At 66.0% G+C, this 24,689-nt stretch carries 22 protein-coding genes; 13 read left to right on the forward strand and 9 right to left on the reverse strand.

Features of this window, described 5'->3' with window-relative positions; translation table 11 throughout:
• The first annotated feature begins 55 nt into the window (after positions 1–55).
• Positions 56–1,693 (forward strand): CHASE3 domain-containing protein, encoded by a 1,638-nt coding sequence (locus NHH88_14840; protein ID USX16992.1) that lies wholly within the window; start codon positions 56–58, stop codon positions 1,691–1,693.
• On the opposite strand, the gene NHH88_14845 is transcribed toward NHH88_14840, so the two are convergent.
• On the reverse strand, positions 1,590–2,399 hold the full coding sequence (locus tag NHH88_14845; GenBank protein USX16993.1) for a Crp/Fnr family transcriptional regulator: 810 nt from the start codon (positions 2,397–2,399) through the stop codon (positions 1,590–1,592). The two genes, NHH88_14840 and NHH88_14845, sit on opposite strands and share 104 nt — an antisense overlap.
• 219 nt (positions 2,400–2,618) lie before the next feature.
• On the opposite strand from NHH88_14845, the gene NHH88_14850 reads away from it, so the two are divergent.
• From NHH88_14850 to NHH88_14890, 9 genes are all read left to right on the forward strand, one after another.
• Entirely contained in the window at positions 2,619–3,305 is a 687-nt protein-coding gene (locus NHH88_14850) for a response regulator transcription factor (GenBank protein ID USX16994.1), read from the forward strand.
• Positions 3,298–4,449: a HAMP domain-containing histidine kinase gene (locus NHH88_14855; GenBank protein USX16995.1), complete on the forward strand. Its 1,152-nt coding sequence runs from the start codon at positions 3,298–3,300 to the stop codon at positions 4,447–4,449. The genes NHH88_14850 and NHH88_14855 overlap by 8 nt, the downstream gene beginning before the upstream one ends.
• Before the next feature lie 235 nt (positions 4,450–4,684).
• Positions 4,685–5,113, forward strand: coding sequence for a prepilin-type N-terminal cleavage/methylation domain-containing protein (locus NHH88_14860; GenBank protein ID USX16996.1), 429 nt, complete (start codon positions 4,685–4,687; stop codon positions 5,111–5,113).
• Between the two features lie 53 nt (positions 5,114–5,166).
• The gene (locus NHH88_14865; protein ID USX16997.1) at positions 5,167–5,760 is read left to right on the forward strand and encodes a prepilin-type cleavage/methylation domain-containing protein; all 594 of its coding nucleotides are present in this window, start codon (positions 5,167–5,169) and stop codon (positions 5,758–5,760) included.
• Positions 5,757–6,173, forward strand: coding sequence for a prepilin-type N-terminal cleavage/methylation domain-containing protein (locus NHH88_14870; GenBank protein USX16998.1), 417 nt, complete (start codon positions 5,757–5,759; stop codon positions 6,171–6,173). The genes NHH88_14865 and NHH88_14870 overlap by 4 nt, the downstream gene beginning before the upstream one ends.
• A gap of 1 nt (position 6,174) precedes the next feature.
• On the forward strand, positions 6,175–7,407 hold the full coding sequence (locus NHH88_14875; GenBank protein ID USX16999.1) for a PilW family protein: 1,233 nt from the start codon (positions 6,175–6,177) through the stop codon (positions 7,405–7,407).
• Entirely contained in the window at positions 7,407–8,042 is a 636-nt protein-coding gene (locus tag NHH88_14880; protein USX17000.1) for a hypothetical protein, read from the forward strand. The genes NHH88_14875 and NHH88_14880 overlap by 1 nt, the downstream gene beginning before the upstream one ends.
• 2 nt (positions 8,043–8,044) lie before the next feature.
• Positions 8,045–12,739 carry a PilC/PilY family type IV pilus protein gene (locus NHH88_14885; GenBank protein ID USX17001.1) on the forward strand — a complete coding sequence of 1,565 codons (4,695 nt, stop codon included), beginning with the start codon at positions 8,045–8,047 and terminating at the stop codon, positions 12,737–12,739.
• A gap of 124 nt (positions 12,740–12,863) precedes the next feature.
• A complete protein-coding gene (locus NHH88_14890; protein ID USX17002.1) occupies positions 12,864–14,531 on the forward strand; it encodes a peptide chain release factor 3 in 1,668 nt (555 codons plus the stop codon).
• Between the two features lie 173 nt (positions 14,532–14,704).
• Here NHH88_14890 and NHH88_14895 read toward each other — a convergent pair whose 3' ends face one another.
• From NHH88_14895 to NHH88_14910, 4 genes are read right to left on the reverse strand one after another with little or no spacing between them, the layout of a single operon-like run.
• A complete protein-coding gene (locus tag NHH88_14895; GenBank protein USX17003.1) occupies positions 14,705–15,583 on the reverse strand; it encodes an NAD(P)H-hydrate dehydratase in 879 nt (292 codons plus the stop codon).
• Positions 15,580–16,350, reverse strand: coding sequence for a histidine phosphatase family protein (locus NHH88_14900; protein USX17004.1), 771 nt, complete (start codon positions 16,348–16,350; stop codon positions 15,580–15,582). Before NHH88_14900 ends, NHH88_14895 begins: the two co-directional genes overlap by 4 nt.
• Positions 16,350–17,135, reverse strand: a complete 786-nt coding sequence (xth, locus tag NHH88_14905) for an exodeoxyribonuclease III (protein USX17005.1) — start codon at positions 17,133–17,135, stop codon at positions 16,350–16,352. The genes NHH88_14900 and xth overlap by 1 nt, the downstream gene beginning before the upstream one ends.
• A gap of 23 nt (positions 17,136–17,158) precedes the next feature.
• Positions 17,159–17,620, reverse strand: a complete 462-nt coding sequence (locus NHH88_14910; protein ID USX17006.1) for a DUF421 domain-containing protein — start codon at positions 17,618–17,620, stop codon at positions 17,159–17,161.
• A gap of 144 nt (positions 17,621–17,764) precedes the next feature.
• On the opposite strand from NHH88_14910, the gene NHH88_14915 reads away from it, so the two are divergent.
• On the forward strand, positions 17,765–18,016 hold the full coding sequence (locus NHH88_14915) for a hypothetical protein (GenBank protein ID USX17007.1): 252 nt from the start codon (positions 17,765–17,767) through the stop codon (positions 18,014–18,016).
• 33 nt (positions 18,017–18,049) lie between these two features.
• Here the strand turns inward: NHH88_14915 and NHH88_14920 are convergent, their stop codons facing one another.
• Both NHH88_14920 and NHH88_14925 read right to left on the reverse strand, forming a co-directional pair.
• The gene (locus NHH88_14920; protein USX17008.1) at positions 18,050–18,475 is read right to left on the reverse strand and encodes a cupin domain-containing protein; all 426 of its coding nucleotides are present in this window, start codon (positions 18,473–18,475) and stop codon (positions 18,050–18,052) included.
• Positions 18,476–18,530: 55 nt separating this feature from the next.
• Positions 18,531–18,869, reverse strand: coding sequence for a hypothetical protein (locus NHH88_14925; protein ID USX17009.1), 339 nt, complete (start codon positions 18,867–18,869; stop codon positions 18,531–18,533).
• 124 nt (positions 18,870–18,993) lie between these two features.
• Between NHH88_14925 and NHH88_14930 the strand changes: the two genes are divergently transcribed.
• Complete coding sequence (locus tag NHH88_14930; GenBank protein ID USX17010.1) at positions 18,994–19,443, forward strand: cache domain-containing protein; 450 nt, start codon at positions 18,994–18,996, stop codon at positions 19,441–19,443.
• Positions 19,444–19,455: 12 nt separating this feature from the next.
• Positions 19,456–21,084 (forward strand): methyl-accepting chemotaxis protein, encoded by a 1,629-nt coding sequence (locus NHH88_14935; protein ID USX17011.1) that lies wholly within the window; start codon positions 19,456–19,458, stop codon positions 21,082–21,084.
• 203 nt (positions 21,085–21,287) lie between these two features.
• Here NHH88_14935 and gcvP read toward each other — a convergent pair whose 3' ends face one another.
• Both gcvP and gcvH read right to left on the reverse strand, forming a co-directional pair.
• A complete protein-coding gene (gcvP, locus tag NHH88_14940) occupies positions 21,288–24,182 on the reverse strand; it encodes an aminomethyl-transferring glycine dehydrogenase (GenBank protein USX17012.1) in 2,895 nt (964 codons plus the stop codon).
• 124 nt (positions 24,183–24,306) lie between these two features.
• Entirely contained in the window at positions 24,307–24,687 is a 381-nt protein-coding gene (gcvH, locus tag NHH88_14945) for a glycine cleavage system protein GcvH (protein USX17013.1), read from the reverse strand.
• Positions 24,688–24,689 lie beyond the last annotated feature (2 nt).

The following is a 24,689-nucleotide window of genomic DNA, read 5'->3' on the forward strand; positions in this document are numbered from 1 at the left end:
CTATAATTAGCTAGCCTGGCGTGTTGCCGGTCGTTATAACCCGCGAAGGAAGTGGATGTATTTCACCGTCGAAACAGCGCCGCATCACCGCCTGCCGCTGTACAAGACCGTATTGTGCGTGACCTGCGCCCTGCTGCTGATCGTGAACGGCTTCAGCCTGTTTTACAATCTGCAGGCCCTGCGCGGCGCCCAAGTGCTGCTCGGACAGAGCGCGCGCGTCGCCGACCGCCTGCAATACCTCAACGTCCTGGTGCTCGACGCCGAAAGCAGCATGCGCGGCTATTTCCTGTCCGGCAGCGACGCGTATCTCGGGCCGACCCGCACCGCGCTGGTCGACAGCGAACACGAATTCAAGGAACTGCAAAAGCTGCTGGCCGATAATCCGACCCAGCTCAAGAATCTGACCCAGCTGCAAACCCTGGTGCGCCGCCGCCTGACCACCGTCAGCCAGGCGATCGACGTCTACCGTGAAGGCGGTCTCGAGGAGATCGTCAAGATCGCCAAACTGAGCGACGGGCGCGGCAGCATGGATGAGATCCGCCTGCAGGTCGTCATCATGGAGCAGGAGCAGAACGAGACCATGGCCACGCGTAGTGCCATGTTCTATCAGGAATATCAAAAGGCCGTGTTGCTCGGCATGAGCATCAACGCCGTCGCCATCGTGGTGCTGATCATGTTCTATCAACTGGTGCGGCGCAGCTTCGCCAACCGGGCCCAAGTCGAGCACGCGCTGCAGGCGGCCAACGAAACATTGGAAACGCAGGTCGAGCAGCGGACCGAGCAGCTATCCGTGCTGTCGCGCCACCTGATCAGTATCAGCGAGGAGGAAAAGGTCAGGCTCTCGCGCGAGTTGCACGACGAGATGGGGGCCTTCCTGACCTCGATCAGCATGGACATCGCCGCCGTCACCCAGCAGTTGCAAAAGAACCAGCCCGAGATGGCCGCCCAGCTCAAGCGCGCGCGCGGCACCCTGATGGAGGCGGTGGAGATGAAGCGCCGCATCGTCGAGAACCTGCGACCCAGCCTGCTGGACAATCTGGGCCTGTGCGCCGCCATCGAAAGTTATTGCGACGAGTTCAGCCGCATGGCGCAGGTGCGCTGCGATTGCGACGTCGCCGCCGATATCGAGGCGCTGGGCCGCGACTCCGGCGACCTGTCGATCGCCTTGTTCCGCATCGTGCAGGAATCGCTCACCAATATCCGCAAGTACGCCAAGGCCAGCCGCGTGACGGTGACCTTGAACCGCAATCAGGAAGTGCTGATGCTGCGCATTATCGACGACGGTATCGGCATCGACGCCAACAACATCGTCAAGCCGATGTCGCACGGCCTGCTGGGCATGCGCGAGCGCGCCTTGCTGCTGGGCGGGACGATGACGATACGGCGCGGACGCAATGATACGGGGACCTGCATCGAGGTGGCCATTCCGCTGCGTAAGAGCGATGGCGGGAAGGAAGCGGGAAGTCAGCCGGCCCAAGCGCCGGGACAAGAGCGCCGCATGCAGCCGAGGACGGTGGAGGCGATGATGGCGGCAACGGCGCCAACGCCGGCGCCTTTGCCGCCGCTGCCATCCGCCATCACGGACGTTCTTAACAGCGTGCTACATCAACCAGAAGACGATCATACTCAGTCTTCGCAACCTTATAGCACTCACCCGCATAATCCTCCAAGCCTGAGCGATCAAGCACGGTGATGTTGCCACGGCGGTAGGTGATCAAGCCTTCTTCCTGCAGCTTGCCGGCGGCGGCGGTGATGCTCTCGCGGCGCACGCCCAGCATGATCGAAATCATTTCCTGCGTTACTTTCAGTTCGTTCGATGGCGAGCGGTCCAGGCGGTCCAGCAGCCAGCGGCACAGCTTTTGTTCGATCGAGCTGTGGCGGCCGCCGACGGCGTTTTGCGCCATCTGCGCGAACAGCGCGGTGTTGTAGCGCATCAGCAGCGCGGGCAGGGCGCCGCCCTGGTTGAAGGCGTCGCGCAGGTGCTGGGCCTTCATGCGGTAGCCGTAACCGGCGGCCTGCACCACGGCGCTGCACATGGCGCGCTCGCCGTCGAACAGCGACACGCCAACCACGCCTTCATGGCCGACGACGGCGATCTCGGTGGTGGCGCCGTCTTCCATCACATACAGCAGCGACACGATGGCGGTGGTGGGGAAATGGACGTACTCCATCGCGCCGCCGAATTCAAACAGTTCTTTGCCAAAGGGCAGGGTGACAAGTTCCAGGTGTTCGAACAACGACTCGAGCACGTCACGCGGAAGCGCGGCCAGCAGTTCGTTTTGCTGGGTGCCGCTGTAGCTGACAACAGGCCGCGACGCAACCTTAAATTCTTTTGAATCGACCGCCATGGTGCTGGATACGGTGGATTTCTCGGTTGCGTTGACTTGGGTGTTGTTCATATTTTCCTCACTAATCTCTGGCTTTACAAATCACGTCGGTGCTTTATCTGACGTGGTGTTGCCACTTTAGGGGGAATGTTAGTTTGCGAACATAAGAGGAGTGGACGCACAAATGTAGGCTTGCAACATGGTTGGTTGTAGGTCTACTCCTACACAGTGACTATGTTTCTGTTAATCGCCGGTGCATAATGCACAAATCCCAGTCGAAGGGCGCACAACATGCATGTACTTGTAGTGGAAGACGACGCGGTACTCGCCGACGGCCTGAGCCGCGTGTTGGGCGGCCATGGTATGGTGGTCGAGGTGGTCGGCGACGGCTCCCAGGCCGACACGCTGTTGCAGCGCGCCGCCCAGGCCGAGGTTATCGTGCTCGACATCGGCCTGCCGGGCATTGACGGCTTCGAGGTGGTGCGCCGCCTGCGCGCGCGCGGCAGCCAGGTGCCGGTGCTGTTGCTGACGGCGCGCGACGCCATCGAGGACCGCGTGCGCGGACTGGAACTGGGCGCCGACGACTATCTGGTCAAACCCTTCGCCACCGCCGAGCTGGTCGCGCGGATCAAGGCCCTGGCGCGGCGCAATGCGCCCAAGCCGACGGTGCTGGCGCTGGGCGACCTGGCGCTGGACCTGTCGGCCAAGCGGGCGCGGGTGCGCGACAAAACCGTCGAGCTGTCGGTGCGGGAATGGGCGGTGCTCGAATACCTGCTGCAGCACGGCGCGCGGGTGGTGTCCAAGCAGCAGATCATCGAAGCCATCCTGCCGTGGGGCGACGACCTGACCCTGAACGCGGTCGAAGTGTACATCTCGCGGCTGCGGCTGAAGATCGCCGACGCCGGCGTTTCGATCCGCACCATCCGTGGTTTCGGCTACATGCTGGAGCTGGCGCCCGCGCGGGGTGCGGATGACTAGCATCCGGCTGCGCCTGCTCAAGACGCTGATCGTGCCCATCCTGCTGATCAACCTGGCGGGCGGGGCGTTGGCCTACATGCTGGCGTGGCTGCCCGCGCAAATCGCTTTCGACCAAAACGAGTCCGGGGCACAGGCACAGGTGCAAGCTCGGGACCAGGCCGGCGCTGGACAAGCGGCGCCAACCGGACAGATCGCACCCGGCCAGGCGTCGAACAAGCACGTGCAGATGCGCCAGGCGGTGGTGCGCGGGCTGGTGCTGCTGGAGGTCTTGATCGCGCTCGCCTGCATCGGCTTAATCTGGTTCTCGGTCAGCAACGGGCTGCGGCCGCTGAACCGACTGCGTGCCGGTCTCAACGCGCGCGACGGCGACGACCTTGCGCCGATCGCCGTCGCCGATGTCCCCTATGAACTGGAGCCTGTGGTGTCGGCCTTTAATGGCCTGCTGGACAAGGTGGGCGAGGGCGCCAGGGCGCGGCAGGACTTCCTGGCCAACGTCGCGCACCAGTTGCGCACGCCGCTGGCGGGGCTGAAGACGCAGCTCGAATGGCTGGGCGCGCGCCACGCCGAGCCGGACACGGCGCACTCGGTCAAGCTGATGCTGTCGGCCACCGAGCGCATGATCCGTCAAACCAACCAGCTGCTGTCGCTCGCGCGCGCCGAACCGAACCACTTTGAAAAGACGCGGCTGGAAGCGGTGGCGTTGAACGAGCTGGTCGAGGACGCGATTCAATCCTTCGTCGACCAGGCCACAAGCAAAGGGATCGACATCGGTTTCGATTTGCGGCCGGTGGAGATCAGCGGCGACCGTTTCCTGCTGCGCGACCTGATCGACAACCTGATCGACAACGCGATCCGCTACACGCCGGCGGGCGGCACGGTGACGGTGGCATGCCGGGCGGACGAGGGTGGCGGCGGTATGCTGACGGTCGAGGACAGCGGCCCCGGCATTCCGGCGGCCAAGCGCGAGCAAGTCTTCAGCCGCTACGTCCGGCTCGACGACAAGACCCACGGCAGCGGCCTGGGGCTGGCGATCGTGCGCGACATCGCCGTCGTCCACGGCGCCTCGCTGAGCATCGCCGACGCCGCCGGCGGCCAGGGCGCCCTGTTCACGGTCCGTTTCAACCTTTGGGCCACGTCCGCGTGAGTCACCTGGAGACACGTAGGGCGGATTAGCGCAGCGTAATCGGCCATGCATGAGCAGCCGGTGAAATATGCATGGCCGATTACGGCGTGCCGCCTAATCCGCCCTACGTGGATCGGAAGTTGCCGACGGCAGTGGTCCAACTGTTGTTTGTCAGGTGTTTGTCAGCATTTCCTCAGGGAAATGCAAGCTTGGGCGCGTAGACTGGTTCCAGCAGACAACATACCTGGAGCCGGCCATGAAGCAACGCATACAGAGGGGTTTCACGCTGATCGAGGTCATGGTGACCGTGGCCATCGTCGGCATCCTGCTGGCCGTGGCCGTTCCCGCCTACAGCGATTACGTGGTGCGCGGCCGCTTGAGCGAGGCGTTCACCGCGCTCGGCGGCGCCCAGCCGGCCGCCGAACAATATTGGTCGAACAACCGCACCTATGTCGGCTTCGGCGCCGCCAACACCTTCCCGGCCAATACGCCGTATTTCACCTACGCCCTCAGCGGCGAATCGGCGTCGACCTACACCCTGACCGCGACCGGCACCGGCAAGATGGCCGGCTTCGCCTATACCATCGACCAGAGCGGCACCCACGCGACCACCGCCAGTCCCGCCGGCTGGGGCGTCAACGCCGCCTGCTGGGTCGACCACAAGGGTGGCGCATGCACCAATTGACGCCACCGCTCCGGCACCGCCCGCACGATCGGCGTCGCCAAAGCGGCGTTACCTTGATCGAGCTGCTGGTGACGATCTCCATTTTCGGCATCATGCTGGCGGTCGGCATTCCCAACGCCAGCCGGTGGCTGCTGGCCAACCGCGCGCGCGGCGCCAGCGAGTTCTATGCCGACGGCTTCAGCCTGGCGCGCCGCCAGGCCGTGGCCCACAACGCCTTCAGCCGCATTTCGCTCACGCCCAACGTCAACACCGGCCAGATGGATTGGCAGGTGGACATCTGCTTTGTCGGCCAGGGCGCCGCGTGCACCGACGTCCAGGGCGACTGGTCGACCACCGACGCGCCCTCGGCCAGCGACCCGGAAGGCGCCGCCGGCTGGAAGTCGGTGTTCCGCGCCGCCGATGCGCTGCCGCCGGCCGAGGTCCTGCAGCCGACCACGCTGCCGGCCGGCGCCAGCCAGGTGTACTACACGCCGCTCGGCTGGGTCGACCCGCGGTTCGCAGGCCGTCTCACCAGCCTGCGCCTCGATCCGTCGGCGGCGTTCGCCGACGAGGTGCAGCCGGTGGCGCTGGTGGTGACCCTGGCCGGCATGGCGACCAAGTGCAATCCCGTCCTGCCGGACACCGACAACCGGAGCTGTCCGCCATGAAAACCGTCCCGCGCCGCCGCCAGGGCGGCATCGCACTGCTGGAGGCGATGCTGGCCATCGTGATCCTGGGCATCGGCCTGCTGGGCACGATAGGCTTGCAGGCGCGCGCCTATTCGGCGCTGTCGGACGCCGGCATGCGCGCCGAGGCCACCATGGCCGGCGAGAAGCTGCTGGGCGTGATGATGGCCGATACGGCCAACCTGGCCGACTACAACCTGGCCGAGAACGGCACTCCCGGCGCGGCCATCGCGCCGTGGGTGGCCGAGACGCGCGCCGCCATCCCCGGCGCGATCGTGTCCGTCAATGTGACCCGGCAGACGTTTCAAACCCAGGTCGATATCGCCATCCGTTGGCAGCGCAAGGCCAATACGGACCAAAACCGGCATTTGCTCACTTCCTACATCGCGAACTGACATGGACGCCCATCCTTCCCCGGTCCTGTTGGGCGCGCGCCGGCGCGGCGGCTTTTCGCTCGTCGAGCTGATGGTCAGCGTGGTGATCGGCCTGCTGGCGCTGGTGTTCGCCACGCGCCTGGTCATCAGCGGCGAACAAAACAAGGACGCCGCCGTCGGCGGTTCCGATTCCATGCAGAACGGCATGCTGGCGCTGTTTTCCCTCAGCGGCGACGCCGCCGACGCCGGCTGGGGCTTGAACGATACGATGCTGGCCGGCTGCGACACCGTGTTCTCGGACGCCAACGGCTACCAGCTGGCCACGGAGCCGCGCGGCGGCGCCAACGTCACGCCGCTGGCGCCGGTGGTGATCCAGTCCAACGGCGCCGGCAGCGACGTGGTGCAGTTCCATAGCGGCACCTCGCAAACCGGGGTCGGCTCGACCAGGCTGGTGACCAACTACGTGCCCGGCGAGAGCACCCTGACCGTCGACAGCCGCAACCCCTACGATTTCAATGTCGGCGACGTGCTGGTGGTGGCGCCGATGACACCGGGGGCGCGGCGCTGCACGCTGTTCCAGCTGTCCGGCTTCGGCATCGGCGTCAACGGCAACCAGTTACAGGTCGCCAGCGGCGCGGGTTTCCCGTTCAACCCGCAGGCCGGCCTGACCACGGCGTATCCGCTCAACGTGAGCTATGTCTACAACCTGGGCAGCGCGGCCCGCCTGCACTTCCATACCTGGTCGGTCAACAACGGCGTGCTGCTGCTGCGTTCCACCGACATGCCCGGCTCGGCGCAGCAGGGCGCCTCGGTGATCGACAACGTGGTGTCGCTCAAGGCGCAGTACGGCTTCGACAACCGCGCCGTGGCCGACTACGACCCCAACACGCCGGGCAACGGCGTGGCGGAGGTGTCGACCGCCAGCGGCATGCGCATCGGCGTGTGGAGCTCGACCATGATCGACGCCGACAACGACGGCGTGGTCGGCGGCGCCGGCGACTACCAGCGCATTGGCTCGGTGCGGCTGGCGGTGGTGGCGCGCGGCAAGAACGCCGAAAAGCCCGATGGCGCTGGCCAGTGCCGCGCCACCACCGTGCGGCCGACCGTGTTCGCCGGCAACGCGCCGGCCACGGTGGCCGCCGCGCCGGTGCAGGTGAACGTGGCGGTGGCCGGCGACACGGTCGATTGGAAGTGCTATCGCTACCGCGTGTTCGAGACCATCGTGCCGATCCGTAACGCCCAATGGAGGCCATGATGACGACGGCCCGCCCGCTTTCGACCACGCCCCGGCGCCCCCATGCGGCCGGCCCCGCCCGCCGCCGGCGCGAGCGCGGCATCGCCTTGCCGGTCATGCTGATCATGCTCACGGTGATGCTGGTCAGCAGCATCTACCTGCTCAAGTCCAGCACGTCGACGACGATGACCGCCGCCAACCTGGCCTACGATTCGGCGCTGAGCAAATCTGCCGACGCCGGGCTGCACGCCGGCTTCGCCTATTTGCGCTCGGTGGTGAACCGTTCCGATTTGCTGGTCGACCAGCCCGCCCAGGGCTATGTGGCCACCCTGACGCCGACCTGGACGGCGAGCACCGCCGCCTTCTGGCTGGGCGCGGTCACGATGCCGGTCAATCCGCTCACCGGCGACCGGGTCCAGTACGTGATCCATCGGATGTGCACCTTCCCGGGGGAGTACAACAGCGGCAACAACAACTGCCGGACGACGTCGGCGCGCTCCAATAGCCGGGCGCCGCGACCGTTCGGCACCTCGCTGGCGCTGGGCGGACCGAAATTCTCGCAGCAGCCGCAAATCCACTACGTGGTGACGGCGCGCATCAACGGCGCGCGCGGCGGCAACGTGGTAACGCAAGCGGTGGTCTTGAAGGGGCCCTGATCATGAACAAACACATCTTTCCGCCCGCCTTAGTCTTGTCCTTGGCATTGGCCCTGGCCATGGCCTTGGCGCCATCGTCGGCCGGCGCCGCCGCCACCCAGATCGCCCAAGTGCCGCTGCTCAACATCACCGGCACCGGCACCGTCAAGCCCAACTTGATGCTGCTGTTCGATAACTCCGGCTCGATGGAGCAGACCTACACGCCGGACTACGTCAACGACAGCCTGTGCCGCAGCGGCGCCTCGCTGCAGGCCGGCACCACCGTGTGCGCGGTCGGCCATCCGCCGTTCATGAGCCCGGACTTCAACAAGCAGTACTACAATCCGGCGATACGCTACCTGGTGCCGGTCAGGGCCGACGGCAGCTTCTACGCCGAGCAGAACCGCGCCACCACCAGCGGCTGGACCGTCGTCAGCGGCGACGGCTTCGCCGCCAGCAAGCGCGACTTGGCCGGCAACGCCGTCACCGCCGACATCAACCTGGTGACCGGCTTCCCGGACCTGCGCTGGTGTTCCGGCGGCACCTGCCGTGCCAACACGTCCAGCTACACCTATCCGGACGCCACCTTCCAGACCGCCAGCGCGGTCACCACCGGCCCGTATTACTACACCATCGGCGTCGGCCAGTTCTGCACCGACGAGACGATGAAGGTGTGCCAGTCGACGGCCGTGGGGGCGACCGCGCCGGCCGGCTATCCGGTGCCGGTCAAGGTGCGCTGGTGCAGCGACCGGCTGTTGACGCAATGCCAGGGCAAGCGGGTCGGCACCTTCATCTATCCCAGCTATTCGGCGCCGGCCGGCGCGGTGGCCGCCTACGGCACCATCGCCATCGGCGCCTCGGCCACGGCGACCTCGATGACCATCACCGCCGTCACCCTGACCGACGCCGGCGGCGTCCAGACCAACCTGACCAACGCCACCATCACCGCCGCCGCCGGCACCAACACGGCCACCAAGCAGCAGACGGTGGCCAGCGCGCTGGCGGCCAACATCATCGCCACCGCCAACCCCACGCAGAAGCAGATGTATGCCTGCGTGCGCACGCCCACCAGCCAGTCGAACGTGCCCGCCTGCAGCGTGTTCGGCATCACCCTGGCGGCCGACAACATCGTGGCCGTGGTGCCGGTGACCTGTTCCGCCACGCCGAAAACGGTGGCCGGCTGCGTCGTCGTCAGCGACGGCAGCCGCGCCGGCTGGGGCCTGTCCGTGACCGCGCCGCAGGTGGTGGTGAGCGCGCTGGTGCCGGCCAAGTCGGTGATCACCTTCAACAGCTCCGGCAATACCTCCAACAGCCAGGACGCCATCATCCGCAACCTGTCGCTGGGCGGGACGACCCTGATCGGCGGCAGCAGCGGCAGCAATCCAAGTTACTTCAACCTGGGCCGCAACCGCAGCGCCGCGTACGTGGCCAGCGCGCTGACCGGGCGCATCGGCGTGACCGGCACCATCCGCGCCTATTTGGGCGGCAGTACCTTGTGTCCCGGCGGCAACACCAACGTGTGCCTGCTGGACTACGGCGCGACGTCGAACGCCGCCGCGATCAGCAACTTCACGATGGACAACCAGGGCGGCGTGAGCTGGACGCGCGGCGCCACCGACGGCTACCAGGCAGCCGTCAACGACGGCATTCCCGTCTCGACCGCCGCCATCTCGGCCGGATCGAGCGCGCCCAATCCCTTCGTGCGCGTCAACATCGTCAGCGGCCAGACCTATCCGAAGGGCGTCGACCGCGTCGATTGCGCCGGCGCCACCAGCTGCACCTACGACGAGGAGATGACCAACTTCGCCAACTGGTATGTGTACTACAAGAGCCGCCTGCAAATGATGAAGACCTCGGTCGGGCTGGCCTTCGCGCCGATCACCGGCAACTACAAGGTCGGCTACGTCAGGTTGTCGAGCGCCGGCGCCGGGCAGGCGATCGACCAGAAGCCGGCCGACTTCACCGGCACCGCCCGCACCACGTGGTACAACAACCTGTACACCACGACCACCTCCGGCTCGACGCCGATCCGCACCGCGATGGACAACGTCGGGCGCATGTTCGGCAACCTGGCGCCCTACAACTACGGCGCGGGGCTGGAGGTGGTGCAGTATCCGTGCCAGCAAAACTTCCTGGTGCTGACCACCGACGGCTACTGGAACGGCAGCACCACCAACAACGTCGCCAACAACGACAACCTGGAGAACCCGGCGCGCTTCTGCACCCAGGCGCGCGGCTGCGTCGACGGCCGGGCCCAGGCGCAGCCGTCGATCGCCGACGTGGCGCTGCACTGGTACAACGGCGGCTCGAGCACCACCACCGTGTCGCTGCGCCCGGCGCTGGAGCCGGACATGACGCGTCCCGGCTCGGTGCCGGCGCGCAGCGGCGAGAACACGCACCTGCACATGAGCACCTACACTTTGGGCCTGGGCGTGGACGGCGTCATGACCTACGAGCGCAACTACGACACCGCGCCCAGGACCGGGGGCGACTTCTACAACCTGATCACCGGCGCCACCAGCGGCTGTCCGTGGAACAGCAACGGCGCCTACGTCTGGCCCGATCCTGCCACCGCCAGCACCGCCAGCACGGTGCAGGAGCGGGTCGACGACCTGTGGCACGCGGCCATCAACGGCCACGGCAAGTATTTCAGCGCACAGGAGCCCCGGGACGTGATCAGCGGCCTGAGCGAGGCGCTGTCGAACATGCAGGTGCGCACCGGCTCGGCCGCCGCCGCCGCCACCTCGACGCCCAACATCACCCGCACCGACAACGATATCTTCTCCGCCACCTTCACCACGGTGAAGTGGTACAGCGAGCTGTCCGACCAGAAAATCGACGTCACCAACGGCAGCGTCAGCCAGACGCCGAACTGGACCACCAGCGACACGCTGGGCAAGCGCGTGGCCGGCGCCACGGACACGCGCCGCATCTACATGATGAATCCGACCGGCGCGGCCGGCGGCGACCTGATCGATTTCCGCTTCTCCAATATGAGCGGCATCGCCGCCGGATGGTTCAGCAACAAATGCGCGGCGCTGTCGCAGTGCACCTTGCTGTCGGCGGCCGACAGGGCCATCGTTAACGACGGCGACAACCTGGTCAACTGGCTGCGCGGCCAGCAACAGCACGCCGACGACAACCTGTTCCGCGCCTACACGCTGACCACCCACACGCCGGCCGGCGCCACCGGGCCGATTCCGCTCGTGCTGGGCGACATCGCCTCGGCCAAGCCGGCCTTCGTGCGCGCGCCGCTGGGCGAGTACCCGGACGCCGACTACGACGCCTTCAAGGACAAGTACGGCAGTCCCGACAGCCTGTCGTACCGCGGCGGCACCGTCTACGCGGCGGCCAACGACGGCATGCTGCATGCGTTTAACGCCGCCACCGGCGAGGAGACATGGGCCTACGTGCCGCGCATCACGATGAAAAAGCTGCACCTGCAGGCCAGCACCACCTACGGCACCAACCACCAGTACACCACCGACGGCTCGCCCGAGGTGGCCGACGTCAAGGTGGACACGCCCGCCGGCAAGCAGTGGAAGACCATCCTGGTGGCCGGCCTGAATGGCGGCGGCAGGGGCTACTACGCGCTCGACATCACCGACACCGGCAGCGCGCCCAAGCAGTTGTGGGAGTTCTGCGCCGATCCGGCCGTGTGCGCGCTCAACGACCCCGATATGGGGCTGACCTTCGGCAACCCGCAGTTCGGCACCCTGGCCGACGGCCGGTGGGTGGTGTTCGTCACCTCCGGCTATAACAACATCACCGGCACCGACGGCGTCGGCGGCGGCGACGGCAAGGGTTACCTGTACATTCTGGACGCCTACACCGGCCAGCTGCTGAAAAAGGTCGGCACCAATTCCGGCGACGCCGCCACCCCGTCGGGGCTGGCCAAGATCACCGCCATTTCCGACGATCCGAGCTCCGACCCGCGCGCCACCTATATCTATGGCGGCGACAACCAGGGCCAGATGTGGCGCTTCGACCTGACGGCCGACAGCGGCGCGGTGTCGGTGATCAAGATGGGCGACGCCGGCGTCAACAAGCCGATCACCACCCGTCCCGACGTGACCATGTGCGGCGTGCCGGTGACCACCACCACCGGCGGCGTGACCTCCACCAGCGTGCAGGGCGTGCGGGTGGTGCTGTACGGCACCGGGCGCCTGCTCGACCTCCCGGACACCTCCAGCACCGCCATCCAGAGCCTGTACCTGCTCAAGGACAGCGGCGTGCCGATCAGCAACCTGCGCGGCTCGACGATGGTGCAGCAAACCCTCAGCCTGCTCGGATCGGGCAGCAACACCAACAGTTATGCGATCACCACCAATCCGGTCGATCTGTCGCAAAAGGACGGCTGGTTCTTCGACTGGTCGCTGGTGCCGGGCGAGCGCATGAACCTGGACCCGCAGATCGTCAGCGGCGTGGCCAACGTGGTGACCAACCTGCCGACGTCCTCGTCGTCGTGCTCGGTGGGCGGTTCGAGCAACCTCTATCAGGTCAACGTCTGCAACGGCCACGCAATCGGCACCCACCCGGCCGGCGTCACCTTGTCGAGCACGTCGGCGGCGGTCGGCTTCATCATCGTGCGCCTGCCGAGCGGCCAGCTGAAACTGATCAGCACCCTGGCCGACGGCCGCAAAGTCGTCAACGACGGCGTCGAGGACGCCGCCGCCGAGGCGCACCGGGTGGGCTGGCGCCGCGTCCGGGGCGAGTGATCGTCCGCCGAAGCGGGGCTGGGGGGCTTGACGGAGGCCCGCCGCCCCGTGAAACAATTCACACGGCAGAGCCAAGTGCCGGTAAAATCGAGGGTTTTGCAGAACCGCCTTAGATCGCGAACAAATGGTCAACGATATCGAAACCGCAATACCCGAAAATAACGACGACGCGGCCCCGGCGGCCAGCGCCAAAACGCCTGCGCTGATCGCGCGCGAAGTGCAGCGCCGCCGCACCTTCGGCATCATTTCCCACCCGGATGCGGGTAAAACCACGCTGACCGAAAAGCTGCTGCTGTTCTCGGGCGCGATCCAGATGGCCGGCACCGTCAAGGCCCGTAAATCGGGCCGCCACGCGACCTCGGACTGGATGGAGATCGAGAAGCAGCGCGGCATTTCGGTCGCCTCGTCGGTGATGCAGTTCGAATTCCGCGACCACGTGGTCAATCTGCTCGACACCCCTGGCCACCAGGACTTCTCGGAAGACACCTACCGCGTGCTGACGGCGGTCGACTCGGCGCTGATGGTGATCGACGCCGCCAAGGGCGTGGAGGCGCAGACCATCAAGCTGCTGGCCGTCTGCCGCATGCGCAACACGCCGATCGTCACCTTCATGAACAAGATGGACCGCGAGACGCGCGATCCGCTGGAACTGCTCGACGAGCTGGAATCGGTGTTGAAGATCCAGTGCGCGCCGGTGACCTGGCCTATCGGCATGGGCAAGAACTTCCGCGGCGTGTACCACCTGCTGAACGATGAGATCATGCTGTTCAAGGCCGGCGAGGAAAAGGCCGACGGCGCCTTCGAGATCATCAAGGGCATCGACAATCCACGCCTGCAGGAGATGTTCCCGCTGGAGATGGACCAGTTGCGCATGGAAGTGGAGCTGGTCAACGGCGCCTCGCATCCGTTCGACCTGGAGCAGTTCCTGTCGGGCGTGCAGACGCCGGTGTTCTTCGGCTCCGCGATCAACAACTTCGGCGTGCGCGAGATTCTGTCGGCGCTGGTCGACTGGGCCCCGGCGCCGCGCGAGCGCGACGCCACGGTGCGTTCGGTCGATCCGAAGGAGCAGCCGTTTACCGGTTTCGTCTTCAAGATCCAGGCCAATATGGACCCGGCGCACCGCGACCGCATCGCCTTCCTGCGCGTGTGCTCGGGACGTTTCGAGCGCGGCATGAAGGTCAAGCATTTACGCCTGGGGCGCGAGATCAAGGTCTCGTCGGTGGTGACGTTCATGGCGTCGTCGCGCGAGCAGGTGGAGGAGGCGTACGCCGGCGACATCATCGGCCTGCCGAACCACGGCAACATGCAGATCGGCGACTCGTTCTCCGAGGGCGAGTTGCTGACCTTCACGGGGATTCCGTACTTCGCGCCGGACTTCTTCCGTTCGGTGCGGATTCGCAATCCGCTCAAGATCAAGCAGCTGCACAAGGGTCTGCAGCAGCTGGGCGAGGAGGGCGCGGTGCAGGTCTTCAAGCCGGTGCAGGGCGGCGAGCTGGTACTGGGCGCGGTCGGCGTGCTGCAGTTCGAGGTGGTGGCGAGCCGGCTGTTGAACGAGTACGGCGTCGACGCCGTGTTCGAAGGCACCAGCATCAGCAGCGCGCGCTGGATTTCCAGCGACGACAAGAAGGCGCTGGCCGACTTCGAGAACGCGCTGGGCCACAACGTCGCCTACGACGCCGCCGGCAACATGGCATACCTGGCCACGTCCAACGTCAATTTGCGGTTGACCGAGGAGCGCTGGCCGAAGCTGAAGTTCCACGCCACGCGCGAGCACTCGGCCAAGCTGGTTTAACGCCGGCAGATCGCCCCACGGCACTGGCGCACCACGGAGACACGTAGGGCGGATTAGCGCAGCGTAATCGGCCATGTGTGCTCCGTTGGCGACTCATGCATGGCCGATTACGGCGTTCCGCCTAATCCGCCCTACGTGTATCCGAGGTCACGCTGTGGGCGCTGGCCGGCGGTTCAATGCGCCGCGAGGGCCCGCAATAGCGCGGGCACCTCGCCGCTGATCTCGCGCGCCAGATACCCCAGCGGCCCATGCCGCAGCGACAGCTGCTCGCCGGCCATCGCGTGCAAGGCCACGCCCCAAGCCGCCGCCTGCTCCAGCGCCGCGCCACGCGCCGCCAGCCCCGCGATCAAGCCGGCCAGCACATCGCCCGACCCCGAAATCGCCAGCCCGGTATTGCCGCCCTCATGGCGCCAGCGCTTGCCCGCAGGGTCGACGATCGTCGTCACCGCGCCTTTCAGCGCCACCACCGCGCGCCAATTGCCTGCCGCCGCCTGCGCCGCCACCTCGGGCGCCGCCGCGATATCCTCTTTACTCTCCCCCGTCAGCCCGGCCAGCTCGCCCGCGTGGGGCGTCAGCAGCACCGGGCTATCGAAGCGGAAGCCGTCGCGCACCAGGCACATGGCGCCGGCATCCAATATCAGCGGCGCGTGCGCGCAATGCGGCAGCAACGCCCGCACCAGCAGCGCGCTGGCCGCCTCGTCCTGCATGCCCGGACCGATCAATACGGCGCTGGCGCGCTCGCATGCCTTGAACAGACTCGCGCATCCATCGGCCACCAGGCCGCCATCCGGCGTCTCGCCCAAGCCGATCACACGCGCCTCCGGCAGCGCCACGCCGAGCTGCGGCGCCACGCTGGCCGCCGTGGCGATGGTCAGCTTGCCCGCGCCCGCCCGCAGCGCGGCGGTCGCCGCCAACAACAACGCCCCCGGCATCTCGCGCGAGCCGGCGACGATCAGCACATGGCCGCGCACCTCCTTGTCGGCGTCCGCGCCCGGCATGGGCAGCTTCCAGTCCCGCAACGAACCCGCCGTAATGGTAATCTCGATGCTCATGATTTGGGGGCGGCCGGCATGTCCGGCTGGTGGGTGACCGGCGTGCCGGTGTCTTCCAGCGGCGCGACGAAGTTGGCCTGCACCAGCGCCAGCTTGCCGTGCTTGCCGGCCTTGGGGTCGAAGCGGTATTCGGTGATGCCGCAATTGGGCACGTCGCCCATGCGGTCGATCGCCAGGATGCCTTCCTCGTCGAGCCGCTCGAGCAGGTAACGGAAGCAGTTGACGATCACCTGGTGCGCGACGATCAGCACCCGCTCGCCCCGGTATTCGCGGCTGATGGTGTCGAGCGTGCTGCGCAGGCGCAGGATGACGTCGCACCAGCTTTCGCCGCCGGGTGGACGGAAATAGAATTTTCCCACGTGCTGGCGCTGCTCGGCCAGGTCCGGGTATTTGTCGCGGATGCCCAGCGGCGTGAGGCGGTCGAGGATGCCGAACTCCTTTTCGCGCAGGCGCTCGTCGGCGACCACGGTGCTCAGGTTCTCGCGGCCCAACTGATCGAGCACTGCGCTGGCCGTGGCGCGCGCGCGGATGTATGGCGAGAACAGCACCACCGTCGGTTGGCCGTCCGGTCCGAGCGCGCGGAACCAGCCGCCCAGCGCCTGCGCCTGGCGTTCGCCCAACTGCGACAGCGGCACGTCGACGTCACGCTCGGCGATGTCGATCAAGAACTGCGACGCCGCTTCGGCGGCGTCGCGCGCGACGTTGCCGGCACTTTGGCCGTGGCGCACCAGCCAGATTTGGTCAGGCCATTTTTGTTCGCGCTCCATCACTTGCCTCCGTCGATATCGAGCTCGATCCACACCGGCGCGTGGTCGCTGGGTTTTTCGCGCCCGCGCACGTCGCGGTCGACGTCCGCCGCCTTCAGCGACGGCGCCAGGTCGGGGCTGAGCAGCAGGTGGTCGATGCGCAGCCCGGCATTGCGTCCGTAGGCGTTGCGGAAGTAGTCCCAGAACGTGTAGATCGTCTCGCCCGGATGCATGGTGCGCAGCGCGTCGGTCCAGCCCTGCGCCAGCAGCCGGTGGAAGGCTTCGCGGACCTCGGGCCGGAACAGCGCGTCGTCGCCCCAGCGCTCCGGCTTGTAGACATCGAGTTCGGTGGGCATGACGTTGAAGTCGCCCGCGATCACCGTCGGCGTGCCGCTGTCGAGCAGGCGCGCCGAGTGCGTGATCAGCCGCTCGAACCATTTGAGCTTGTAGTCGAATTTGGGCCCGGGCGCCGGATTGCCGTTAGGGAGATACAGCCCGGCGATCAGCACGCCGTTGACGACCGCTTCGATGTAGCGGCTTTGTTCGTCGTCCGGATCGCCCGGCAGGCCGCGCCCGACTTCGATCGGCGCCACGCCGCGCGCCAGGATGGCGACGCCGTTCCAGCTTTTCTGGCCGTGCCAGATGGCCTGGTAGCCGGCTTCGTTGATCGCCGCCTCGGGGAATTTTTCCTGCGGCGCTTTGAGCTCCTGCAGGCAGACGGCGTCCGGCTGCGTTTCGTGCAGCCATTGGAGCAGGGCGGGCAGGCGGCTGCCGATGCCGTTGACGTTGAAGGTGGCGATGCGCATGGATCTCCTTGTGTTTTGTTTGGCTACTCGTCGTGGAGGACGGTGATCTGGCCGTTCGCCTCCAGGAATATGCATTTCATTTTATCCTGCGAGCAGTTGGCCTCGCGCAGCGCCTGGTCGACGTCGCCCCTGGCCACGTGGTTGCGCCGCATGGCGTCCTCGAACACCTTGCCGTCACGCCCCAGCAGCACCGCTTCGCCGTCGATGATGGCGGCGATTTTCTCGCTGCGCGAGGTGGCAACCGCGATCACTACATTCAGCACGATCAAGGTCAGCGCCAGGATCAGGGCGCCGGGTACCGAGTCGTCGCCGCCGGACAGCGAGGACGATACCGCCTCGCTTAGCAGCATGACGACCAGCAGGTCGAACGGCGTGAACTGGCCCACCGTGCGCTTGCCGGAAAAACGCATCATGACCAGCAACGCGATATACACGATACTTGCGCGCAAGACGAATTCCCACCACGGCAATTCCATGTCGAACATGCTTTTCTCCCGTACGATTTTTCTTGCGATTTCATTGCATTATATGCAGCGCGCCACTGGCATGGCGCGCTGCTGCCGAGTCAAATCGCTGCGGCGGTGAACCAGCGCACATAGGGTGGGGCGACGAACCCATATGCTGTGAGCATGCCCGATTGGATCGATTTCTTGCAGTGGCCTGCGATGGCGGTGACGGTGCTCGCCGCGTGGCTGGTCGCGTCCACCCAACACACCCGACGCAAGGTAGGGTTCTGGTGTTTTCTCGCCAGCAATGTGCTGTGGGTGGTGTGGGGCTTGCATGACGAGGCCTACGCGTTGATCGCGCTTCAGCTGTGCCTGGTCGCCACGAATATTCGCGGCGCGTTCAAGAACGAAGACAAGCCGCCGGAAGAAAAATAAGCGCGATCACAAGCGACTGTGTGTATGCGGGCGCTACTTGGCGGCGGTCGCCAGCGGCTTGCCCTTGTCGACCACGAACACGCCCACCAGCTTGAGCGTGCCCGGGCCGGCGTTGACGGCGTCGTGGACGGTGCCGGCCGGGATGATGTACGACTCGCCGGCCTTGATGCGGCGCGGGTCTTCGCCGTCGACGATCAAATCCGCTTCGCCCTCCAGTACATAGCCGATTTCATCGCCCGGGTGCGAGTGGCGTCCGGCCGTCGCGCCCTTGTCCAGCTCCACGCGGGCGACGACGGCCTCGCGCCCCGGCACCGAGACCTCGCCTTTTTGAATCACCGTGCGGCGGATGGCCGACGATTGCGCCAGCGCGGTCGCCGTCACGGCGCTGGCGGCCAGCAGCAATATCGGCAGGACCAAGCGGATTTTCGGGTAGGGGCGGGGAAGCGGCTGCTGTCTCATGGCGTATCCTTTCTGTGATGGATTGGACCTCGGAGCGCGGGAGCGCCGTTCGATTCTACGCCTGTCCGCGACGTCCCAGCCAGTAAGCGTCGGCAACCGATCCGATCCAGCACAACAGGATCACCAGCGAGGCGGCGTTGGTGGCCGGATTGTCAACGCCGGAGGCGTGGATGCGCGCGATGATCTCGAACGGATCGATGGCCAGCTTGCCGCTGTTAATCTCGTCGACAAGTTTGTAGGCCAATTCGAGCGTGGTGCGCAGCAGGAAGCCGATCGCCAGCAGCGCCGGCACGATGAACAGGCAGCCGCGCAGCGGCCGTTTCAACACCAGATGGCCGAGGCCGGGAAAGATCAGCGCCGACACCAGGGCCGCCTTGGTAGTGGATTTCATCATGCGTGCTTGGTTCCGTTCCTTGTGGCTGTTGTTTATTGGTAGGGCTGGCGCCAAGTTGAGACAACGCAAGATTGCGTGGGGGTACGAGGCGTAGATTACAGCATGTTACCTGCGGGGGAAAATCATGCGCGCCATATTCGGAATCGTCACATTGCTAAGCTGTCTATCGGTCAACGTCGCTGCCAACGCCGAGCCCGGCGAGAAGGATGCCGTCGCACTGGCCGAGAAGGGCGCGCTGTTCATCAAAACCTACGGCAAAGCGGAGATGATCGCCCGCATCAACCGCAAGGACCCGCTGTTCAACCAGGGCGCGCTCTATCTGGCGATGCGCGACATGCGCGGCATCACCATCGCCCATCCCACCACGGCGTTGATCGGCAAGGATTTCCTCGACGTGCCGGACGCCGACGGCAAGGCCTTCCGCCACGAGATGGTGGCCGTGGCCAAAGGCAGCGGCAAAGGGTGGGTCGACTACAAATTCCGTAATCCCGCAACCGGCAAGGTCGCGCCCAAGAGCACCTACGTGCTGCGGGTGGACGACGTGGCGCTGGAAGCCGGCATCTACAAACACTGACCGGTCAATGTCATGCTCAGCAAACTTCGTATAGGTCCAAAACTGTTGTTGGCGCCCGGTGTGGTGCTGATCCTGCTGATTTGCCTGTCGGCCGGGGCCTACCTTGGCATGGTGCGGCAAAACGCCTCGCTTGAGAACATGGTGCAGCAGCGCGCGGTGCGCCTGAAGGCGACCGCCGACCTGGTGGCCGGCGCCAACCGCGCGCATACCGAAATCTACCAGCTGCTCACCTGGATCAACGCCAGCTTCGCGCCGCCGCGCATCGACGCGCTGGTGCGCGACATCCACACCCGCCACGCGGCGCTGGACCGCCAGTTCGCGCAGCTGGAAATGGTGACCCAATCGAGTCCCGCCGAGCGCCGCTTCGTGGTGCAATCGCAGGCCGCGCACGCGCAGTATGTGAAGGCCATCGCCGACGTGATCGAGCTGGGAATGGCCGATCATTCGATGGCCGCCAACGCCATGTTCAAGGCCGAGCGGGCGTTCGACGTGGTGTCGCAGCGGCTCGAGGAGCTGTCCAAGCTCGAACAGTCGCTCAGCGAACGCGCCTTCACGGAGGCGGAGGCGGAGTTCACCAGCGTGTCGGTCTGGATGCCGATCATGGTAGCGATATCAATTATCTTGTCGCTATTGGTCACGATGGCGGTGCGTAACGCGTTGCTGAGGGAGGTGCGCGAGATCGGCGCGGCGGCGATCGATCTGGCCGAGGGCAACCTGACGGTCAAGAACCGCGTCTACGGCAGGGACGAAATCTCCGAGACCTCGCGTGCGCTCGACACCAGCATCCGCAACCTGAACACCACGCTCAAGACGATCCTGGCGTCCGCCGAGTCGATGGACTCCGCCTCGCGCTCCGTGGTCCAAGGCAGCGTCGATCTGACCCAGCGCGCCGAAAGGCAGGCCAGCTCGCTGGGGGAGACCAGCGGCGCGATGCGTGAGCTCAGCTCCACGGTCGCGCAGACGGCGAACAACGCCCAACTGGCCAATCAACTGGTGCGCTGCGCCACCAACTTCGCGGTGCGCGGCGGCAGCGTGGTGCAGCGCCTGGTGGTGACGATGGCGTCGATACGCGGCAGCTCGCGCAAGGTGGTCGACATCGTCGGCGTCATCGACGGGCTGGCGTTCCAGACCAATCTGGTGGCGCTGAACGCGGCGGTGGAGGCGGCGCGGGCCGGCGCCCAGGGCGAAGCGTTCGCCCAGGTGGCCAGCGAGGTGCTGACCCTGGCGCAGCGCTCGGCGACGGCTGCGCACGAGATCAAGGCCTTGATCGCCGAGTCGGTGGCCGAGATCGAGGGCGGCGCGCGCTCGGTCGAGGAGGCCGGCGACAGCATGGCGGAAATCGTCGCCTCGGTGCAGCAGGTGGGCGACATCATCGGCCAGATCAGCGCGGCCAGCGCCGAACAGGCCGAGGGACTGCAGGGCGCGCACATGGCGATCCTGGAGATGGACCAGGTGACGCAGCAGAATCTGGCGCTGGTGCGCCAGGCCGCAGCGGCGTCCACCGGGTTGCAGCGGCAGGCGCTCAATCTGTCGGAGGCGGTGGCGATGTTCAAGCTGGAAGAAGGACAGGAGCCAAACGTCCCCCAGCAACCGGGCTCGCCGCGGGTAGTGCGCCTGCGGCTGGCATCGATTAGGACTTGAGCGCACTCGTAGGCTGTCGGCGGCTCGTGGCGGATTACGCGCTACGCGCTAATCCGCCCTACGTGTTTTATCGCTTCCCACGCGCTTTGGCCGATGATAAGTTCTGAAACACGTTGGGCGGATTAGCGAAGCGTAATCCGCCATGCAGGCGCCGCCGACGGCTCCTGGCCGATTACGCGCTACGCGCTAATCCGCCCTACAAGTTACTCGTAGTCGCTCATCGGCGCGCAGCCGCAGAACAGGTTACGGTCGCCGTAGACGTTGTCGGCGCGGCCAACCGGCGGCCAGTACTTCTGCTTGCGCAGCGACGGCACAGGGTAGGCCGCCACTTCGCGGCTGTACTTGTGCTCCCACTTGTCGGCGGTCAGCACCTCGGCGGTGTGCGGCGCGAACTTCAACGGATTATCCAGCTTGTCGAATTCGCCGCTTTCCACTTTGGCGATCTCGCCACGGATGGCGATCATGGCGTCGATGAAGCGGTCCATCTCGGCCTTCGATTCGCTCTCGGTCGGCTCGATCATCAAGGTGCCGGGCACCGGGAAGCTCATGGTCGGCGCGTGGAAGCCGAAGTCCATCAGGCGCTTGGCGACGTCCTCGTTGCTGATGCCGGTGGCGTCCTGCAGCTGGCGCAGGTCGATGATGCACTCGTGCGCCACCAGGCCGTCGTGGCCCGAGTACAGCACCGGGTAGTGCGGCGACAGGCGGCGCGCGATGTAGTTGGCGCTCAGGATCGCGGTTTCGGTCGCGGCGGTCAGGCCTTCGGCGCCCATCATCGCGATGTACATCCACGAAATCGGCAGGATGCTGGCCGAGCCGTATGGCGCGGCGCTGACCGCACCGATGCCGGCGTTGTCGCGGATATAGCCGTTCGAACGCTGGTTCGGCAGGAACTTGGCCAGGTGCGCGCCGACGCCGATCGGGCCGACGCCGGGACCGCCGCCGCCGTGCGGAATGCAGAAGGTCTTGTGCAGGTTCAGGTGCGAGACGTCGCCGCCGAAGGCGCCCGGCGCGGCCACGCCGACCAGCGCGTTCATGTTGGCGCCGTCGATGTAGACCTGGCCGCCGTGCGAGTGGATGATCTCGCACAGTTCCTGGATGCCTTCCTCGAACACGCCGTGGGTCGAAGGGTAGGTCACCATGACGGCGGCCAGGTTCTTCGAGTGCAGTTCGGCCTTGGCTTTCAAATCGGCCAGGTCGACGTTGCCGTTGGCGTCGCAGGCGGTGACCACCACCTGCATGCCGACCATGTTGGCCGATGCCGGGTTGGTGCCGTGCGCCGACGATGGAATCAGGCAGATGTTGCGATGGCCTTCGCCACGCGACTGGTGGTAGGCCTGGATCACCAGCAGACCGGCGTACTCGCCCTGCGAGCCGGCGTTCGGCTGCAGCGAGATGGCGGCGTAGCCGGTCACCGCGCACAGCATCTCTTCCAGTTGCGCGATCATTTCGCGGTAGCCGATGGTCTGGCTGTCCGGCGCGAACGGGTGGATATTGGAGAACTCGGGCCAGGTGACCGGGATCATCTCGCTGGTGGCGTTCAGCTTCATGGTGCACGAACCCAGCGGGATCATGGTGCGGTCCAGCGCCAGGTCCTTGTCCGCCAGGCTGCGCAGGTAGCGCAGCATCTCGGTTTCGGAGTGGTAGCGGTTGAAGACCGGGTGCGTCAGGTACTCGCTCGAACGCGCCAGCGATGCCGGGAACGATTCGGCGACCGCCGCTTCGACGGCGTCGAAGGCCGGGCCGTGGGCCGGGCCGCCTACCGGATGCGCGAACACGGTCCACAGCAGCGCGATGTCTTCGCGCGTGGTGGTCTCGTCGAGCGAGACGCCGACGTGCGAGGCGTCGATCACGCGCAGGTTGACGCCGTGCGAGTGGGCCGACGCGTGCAGCTGTTCGGCGTTGGCGACGGCGACGGTCAGCGTGTCGAAGAAGGTATCGTTGGTGACGGTGTAGCCGAGCGTCTTCAGGTTGGCCGCCAGCACGCCGGTGTAGCGGTGCACGCGCTGGGCGATCTGCAGCAAGCCTTTAGGACCGTGGTAGACGGCGTACATCGACGCCATCACCGCCAGCAGCACCTGCGCGGTGCAGATGTTGGAGGTGGCTTTTTCGCGGCGGATGTGCTGCTCGCGGGTTTGCAGCGCCAGGCGGTAGGCCTTGTTGCCTTGTGCGTCGATGGTGACGCCGACCAGGCGGCCGGACATGCTGCGTTTGAATTCGTCGCGGGTCGACAGGTAACCGGCGTGCGGGCCGCCGAAGCCCAGCGGTACGCCGAAGCGCTGGCTGTTGCCGACGACGACGTCCGCGCCCCATTCGCCCGGTGGCGTGAGCATGGTCAGTGCCAGCAGGTCGGCGGCGACGACAATCATTGCACCCTTGGCCTTGACCGCCTCGACGTCGGCCTTGTAGTCGCGCACCACGCCGTTGACGCCGGGGTACTGCAGCAGCACGCCGAAGGCTTCGCCGATGCCGGACAATTCAGCCGGGTGGAAGCTCTTGACTTCGATGCCCAACGGCTTGGCGCGGGTCTCGACCACTTCGCGCGTTTGCGGCAGCACGTCGTCGGCGACGTAGAACACGTTCGACTTGGACTTGCCCACGCGCTGGATCAACGTCATCGCTTCGGCGGCCGCGGTGCCTTCGTCGAGCATCGAGGCGTTGGCGATGCCCATGCCGGTCAGGTCGGTGACGGTTTGCTGGAAGTTCAGGATCGCTTCCAGGCGGCCTTGCGAGATCTCCGGCTGATACGGCGTGTACGCGGTGTACCAGGCCGGGTTTTCGAAGATGTTACGCAGCACCACGCCCGGGGTCAGCGTGTTGTAGTAGCCCTGGCCGATCATGGACTTCAGGACCTTGTTCTTGCCGGCGATTTTTTTCAGCTTGTTCAGCGCTTCCTGCTCCGGCATCGGCTGCGTGTACGCGCCCAGCGGCAGGGTGGCCTTGTTGCGGATGTTGGCAGGGACGATGGTGTCGATCAGGGCGGCGCGCGAGGCGTAGCCGAGGACCGCCAGCATGGCTTCCTGTTCTGCGGCGTCAGGGCCGATATGGCGTGCGATGAAAGCGTCGCGGGCTTCGAGTTGGGTCAGGCTGGAGCGGGTCATGATTTGTCAGGGCCAAATAAGAGGGTAACCCCAAGCCAAACCTGGGGTCGGACCCGGTGGGGTCCGACCCCGCCTGGCTCTGCGGGTTAAGGCAAAGGCCGGCGCAATGCCGGTCTTTAAAGAATTACGCTTCGGTGGTCTTGCCGTAGGCGGCTGCGTCCAGCAGGCCGTCGATGGCGCTGGCGTCGGCCGGCTTGATCTTGAACAGCCAGGCGGCGTAGGCGTCGGTGTTGATCGATTCCGGGGCGCTGGCCACGTCTTCGTTGACGGCGATGACTTCGCCCGACACCGGGGCGTAGATGTCGCTGGCCGCCTTGACCGATTCCACCACGGCGGCGTCGTCGCCGGCGGTGTAGCTCTTGCCGACCTTCGGCAGTTCGACGAAGACGATATCGCCCAGCGCATCCTGCGCGTACTCGGTGATGCCGACGGTGACGGTGCCGTCAGACTCAGCGCGTACCCATTCGTGGGATTCGGTGTACTTCAGGTCTGCAGGAATATTCATGT

The sequence above is a fragment of the Oxalobacteraceae bacterium OTU3CAMAD1 genome (genome assembly GCA_024123915.1).
Taxonomy (GTDB): Bacteria; Pseudomonadota; Gammaproteobacteria; order Burkholderiales; family Burkholderiaceae_D; genus Rugamonas.

Excerpts from the sequence above, each read along its gene's own strand:
- NHH88_14895 (USX17003.1), bottom strand. The coding sequence starts at position 15,583 with ATGAGCATCGAGATTACCATTACGGCGGGTTCGTTGCGGGACTGGAAG.
- NHH88_14860 (USX16996.1), top strand. The coding sequence starts at position 4,685 with ATGAAGCAACGCATACAGAGGGGTTTCACGCTGATCGAGGTCATGGTG.
- NHH88_14840 (USX16992.1), top strand. The coding sequence starts at position 56 with ATGTATTTCACCGTCGAAACAGCGCCGCATCACCGCCTGCCGCTGTAC.
- NHH88_14875 (USX16999.1), top strand. The coding sequence starts at position 6,175 with ATGGACGCCCATCCTTCCCCGGTCCTGTTGGGCGCGCGCCGGCGCGGC.
- NHH88_14930 (USX17010.1), top strand. The coding sequence starts at position 18,994 with ATGCGCGCCATATTCGGAATCGTCACATTGCTAAGCTGTCTATCGGTC.
- NHH88_14855 (USX16995.1), top strand. The coding sequence starts at position 3,298 with ATGACTAGCATCCGGCTGCGCCTGCTCAAGACGCTGATCGTGCCCATC.
- NHH88_14925 (USX17009.1), bottom strand. The coding sequence starts at position 18,869 with ATGATGAAATCCACTACCAAGGCGGCCCTGGTGTCGGCGCTGATCTTT.
- NHH88_14870 (USX16998.1), top strand. The coding sequence starts at position 5,757 with ATGAAAACCGTCCCGCGCCGCCGCCAGGGCGGCATCGCACTGCTGGAG.
- NHH88_14900 (USX17004.1), bottom strand. The coding sequence starts at position 16,350 with ATGGAGCGCGAACAAAAATGGCCTGACCAAATCTGGCTGGTGCGCCAC.
- gcvH (USX17013.1), bottom strand. The coding sequence starts at position 24,687 with ATGAATATTCCTGCAGACCTGAAGTACACCGAATCCCACGAATGGGTA.
- NHH88_14920 (USX17008.1), bottom strand. The coding sequence starts at position 18,475 with ATGAGACAGCAGCCGCTTCCCCGCCCCTACCCGAAAATCCGCTTGGTC.
- gcvP (USX17012.1), bottom strand. The coding sequence starts at position 24,182 with ATGACCCGCTCCAGCCTGACCCAACTCGAAGCCCGCGACGCTTTCATC.
- xth (USX17005.1), bottom strand. The coding sequence starts at position 17,135 with ATGCGCATCGCCACCTTCAACGTCAACGGCATCGGCAGCCGCCTGCCC.
- NHH88_14910 (USX17006.1), bottom strand. The coding sequence starts at position 17,620 with ATGTTCGACATGGAATTGCCGTGGTGGGAATTCGTCTTGCGCGCAAGT.
- NHH88_14850 (USX16994.1), top strand. The coding sequence starts at position 2,619 with ATGCATGTACTTGTAGTGGAAGACGACGCGGTACTCGCCGACGGCCTG.
- NHH88_14845 (USX16993.1), bottom strand. The coding sequence starts at position 2,399 with ATGAACAACACCCAAGTCAACGCAACCGAGAAATCCACCGTATCCAGC.
- NHH88_14885 (USX17001.1), top strand. The coding sequence starts at position 8,045 with ATGAACAAACACATCTTTCCGCCCGCCTTAGTCTTGTCCTTGGCATTG.
- NHH88_14890 (USX17002.1), top strand. The coding sequence starts at position 12,864 with ATGGTCAACGATATCGAAACCGCAATACCCGAAAATAACGACGACGCG.
- NHH88_14935 (USX17011.1), top strand. The coding sequence starts at position 19,456 with ATGCTCAGCAAACTTCGTATAGGTCCAAAACTGTTGTTGGCGCCCGGT.
- NHH88_14915 (USX17007.1), top strand. The coding sequence starts at position 17,765 with ATGCCCGATTGGATCGATTTCTTGCAGTGGCCTGCGATGGCGGTGACG.
- NHH88_14880 (USX17000.1), top strand. The coding sequence starts at position 7,407 with ATGACGACGGCCCGCCCGCTTTCGACCACGCCCCGGCGCCCCCATGCG.